At 42.6% G+C, this 3,747-nt stretch carries 3 protein-coding genes; 2 read left to right on the forward strand and 1 reads right to left on the reverse strand.

Annotated elements, in window-relative coordinates; translation table 11 throughout:
• The coding region (locus tag VIP81_RS33215) for a DNA gyrase C-terminal beta-propeller domain-containing protein (protein WP_331972497.1) at window positions 1–1,476 on the forward strand (1,476 nt) is incomplete at its 5' end.
• A 164-nt stretch (window positions 1,477–1,640) separates the two neighbouring features.
• A complete protein-coding gene (locus VIP81_RS33220) occupies window positions 1,641–2,894 on the forward strand; it encodes a hypothetical protein (RefSeq protein ID WP_331972499.1) in 1,254 nt (417 codons plus the stop codon).
• A 338-nt stretch (window positions 2,895–3,232) separates the two neighbouring features.
• Here the strand turns inward: VIP81_RS33220 and VIP81_RS33225 are convergent, their stop codons facing one another.
• Window positions 3,233–3,427 (reverse strand): hypothetical protein, encoded by a 195-nt coding sequence (locus VIP81_RS33225; protein WP_331972501.1) that lies wholly within the window; start codon window positions 3,425–3,427, stop codon window positions 3,233–3,235.
• Window positions 3,428–3,747 lie beyond the last annotated feature (320 nt).

The following is a 3,747-nucleotide window of genomic DNA, read 5'->3' on the forward strand; positions in this document are numbered from 1 at the left end:
AAAGCAGAAGAAAAAGCGCATATCCTCGCTGGTTACCTCATTGCACTGGATCACCTGGATCAGGTGATTGCCCTGATCCGTGCGGCGGCTACACCGGAAATCGCGAAAGATGGTCTGATGAGCGAATTCGGATTGTCTGAATTACAGTCGAAAGCCATCCTGGAACTGCGTTTACAACGTTTAACAGGCATGGAACGCGATAAGATCCGCGCTGAATACGATGATATCATGAAGCTGATCACTTATCTGAAAGAAGTACTGGATGATGAGAGCTTACGTATGAAAATCATCCGTGAAGAGCTGGAAGAAGTGAAGAAGAAATTTGGTGATGAGCGTAAAACAGAAATCCAATACCTCGCCAGCGAAATGAGAATTGAAGATATCATCGCAGAAGAAGATGTGGTCATCACCATTTCTCACCTGGGTTATATCAAACGTACTTCGGCCTACGATTATCGTCAGCAGAAACGTGGCGGACGTGGCGCCATTGGTGGTAAAACACGCGATGAGGATTATATCGAACATCTGTTCGTGGCTTCTACGCACCATACCATGCTGTTCTTCACCGAAAAAGGCCGCTGCTACTGGCTGAAGGTCTATGAAATCCCGGACGGAGAAAAGAGCGGTAAAGGACGTGCCATCCAGAATATGATTCAATTACCTGGCGATGATAAAATCCGCGCCATTATTGATATCAAAGACCTGAGTGATAAAGATTTTATCAATAACCATTATATTGTACTTTGTACCAAGAAAGGTATCATCAAGAAGACCATGGTGGAAGAATTCTCCCGCCCGCGTCAGAACGGTGTAAATGCCATTACCATCAATGAAGGCGACGAACTGCTGGAAGCTAAGCTGACAACAGGTGATAGCCAGATCATGATGGCCATTCAAAGTGGACGTGCCATCAGATTCCCTGAAGCAACGGTGCGTGACACAGGTCGTGGCGCCATTGGTGTAAGAGGAATTGAGGTAGATAGCGACAACGATGAAGTGGTTGGTATGGTTTGTGTTAACAAAGAAGACGAACAAAAAACCATTCTGGTAGTTTCCGAAAAAGGTTTCGGTAAACGTACCAACATCGAAGAGTATCGTATTACCAACCGTGGTGGTAAAGGGGTGAAAACCATTAACATCACTGAAAAGACCGGTAATCTGATCGCCATCCTTGATGTAACAGAGAAACACGATCTGATGATCACTTGTAAATCAGGTATCACCATTCGTATGGCTGTTGCAGATATCCGCGAAGCAGGTCGTGCCACACAAGGTGTTAGACTGATCCGCCTGGATGACAACGATGAAATTGCCGCCGTAGCACGTCTGGACGAACAGGAAGAAGAAGTAATCCACGATGAAGAAGGTGTAGAAGGTAGCGAAACACCTGCTGTAGCCACTGACGAAACGCCTGCTGATGAAAGCAATGATGCTCCTCCGGAAGAAACCGCCGGTGAAGCAACAACAAACGAATAAACCTTAGTTAAAAAAAACAGGCAACGGTTCCTTTGAAAAGAATCGTTGCCTGTTCCTGATAAAAAATACAGCCAGCTCTTAGTGGTAACAGGATTGCTGGTTGTATTATCATTTATTGGAGCACCATACTCTTATTGTAATCAGCAACTAAAAAAAACAAAAGCATGAAAAAATTATTGGTATCTCTTCTCTTTTGCACGGCCGGTGTATCGGTTATGGCGCAACGGGCAAAAGTTAGCAGTGCGGATGAGAACCTGAAGAAGCAAGATCTGGAAAAAGCCAAAGCGGATATTGACGCAGCATTACAGAACGATAAAACCAAAAACGAAGCTAAAACATGGCTGGTGGATGGTAAAATCCTCGAAGCAATGGGCACCAAACAAAAGAACTCCGCCCTAGCTGATGAAGCTTTTAGCGCTTTCAAAAAAGCATTGGAAATAGATCCTAAAATGAAAGAGGCAGTCCTGGAAATGAACCAGCCTTTATTCAATGTATACGCTACCATCGCCAACGCCGGTTATGCCAACCTGAACGAAGCGAAATGGGATTCTTCCCTGATCAACTTCAAAAAAGCATTTGAAGTAGCTGATTTCTACAACAGCAAAAATTTAGGTGGTTCCATTCCTACAGATACTGCACTGACTTTTTACACTGGTTACGCAGCTAACCAGGCGGGTAAAAAAGACGAAGCTTTCACTTACATGAAAAAGGCGGCAGACCTGCAATTCAAAGGTGAACCAGCCCTCTATGTGATCCTGGCTCAACTGTATGAAGAAAAAGGTGATCAGGCTAATTGGCTGAAAACCATTGAAACAGCTAAAACGGTTTTCCCTAAGGATAAACGTTTTAACGATATGGAAATGGCTTTCTACAGCAAAACCGGTAAAACAAACGAATTACTCGGTATGCTGGAAAAGAAAATGGCTGATAATCCAACCGATGAAGCAGCAGTACTGGACTACGCTATCCGTGTAGACAACCTGGCTAATCCCCGTGATGATAAAGGTAATGACGCTCCTAAACCAGCTAATTACGAAGAACTGATCGGCAAAGCAGAAGCAGCTTACAAAAAAGCCATCGAAATGAATCCTGCAGATGCTACCGCTAACTTCCAGCTGGGTGCGCTGTACTTCAACCGCGCAGTTGTTTTCAACAAAGAACTGAACGGCCTGGATAGCAAACAACAATCCTCTCCTAAAGCAAAAGAATTACAGACAAAAGTAGAAGGTCTGATGAACCAGGCATTACCTTTCTTTGAAAAGGCAGATGCAGGTTTTACCGCTAAAGCCAGCAGCCTGGAACCAAGCGACAAACAAACCTACGAAAGCTGTTTATATGCTTTGCAGAAGATCTATGCGATCAAAAACAACACTGCTAAAGTAGAAGAAGTGAAGAAGAAACTGGACGGTTTGAAATAATAGCAGCGACTATACATATCATTGAAAAGAGTCCACCGCAAGGTGGACTCTTTTTTTATGTGCGCGATTTTTTGTCTTTGTTCAGGATTATACTGATTATACTGATTATGATGATTCTCCCGATTTTATTTTGGGGATTATAAAAGATTAAAAGATGAGGGGAGATATAAGCGATTAAAAAAATATCCGCTTATATCTTCCCCCACCTTTTAAATCAAAAAAATCACAAGAAAATAATCCTGAAAATCATCAAAATCAGTATAATTCTGAACAAAGACAAAAAATCCCGTCAACCTGAGGTAGACGGGACTATTAACTCAAACGCTGTATAGCTTAAATTATGCTTTTTTAGCAGCAGGAGCAGCAGCAGCTTTCTTAGCTGGTTTTGCAGCTTTCTTAGTAGTATCAGCAGCTGGTTTTGCAGCTTCAGTCTTAGCTTTTTCTTTCTTAGCTGGTTTAGCAGCTGGTGCTTGTGCGAAAGATGCAGCAGAAATGCTCATTACTACTACAGCGGCGATCAGGCTTTTTTTCATGATAATTGTCTTTTAAATTGATTAGATGATGAATGTGTTAATTTCTACAGTAAAAATACAGCAAGAGAGGAGGTGTTTGGGGTAGGTTTCGGTGAACAGGGAATTACTGTCGTTGAACAAGGAAAAATGTACGGTAATGCTGGTGTGTGACTATAATAAAATATTGATCGCTTCCTGTACGGCCTGTATACACAGCTGTTTCAGGGTATTAAACTGTCCTGCTACCACATGGGGACGGTAGTTGTTTTCCTGTAGTTTTTCAAGCGGTTCCAGTATAGGATAGAGATGTGCTTCCAGCCCTATAAATGAAACGGTTGTTT

It is taken from the genome of Chitinophaga sp., from assembly GCF_036566945.1.
Lineage (GTDB): Bacteria > Bacteroidota > Bacteroidia > Chitinophagales > Chitinophagaceae > Chitinophaga.

Coding starts and splice junctions, on each gene's coding strand:
- VIP81_RS33225 (WP_331972501.1), bottom strand. CDS start 3,427: ATGAAAAAAAGCCTGATCGCCGCTGTAGTAGTAATGAGCATTTCTGCT.
- VIP81_RS33220 (WP_331972499.1), top strand. CDS start 1,641: ATGAAAAAATTATTGGTATCTCTTCTCTTTTGCACGGCCGGTGTATCG.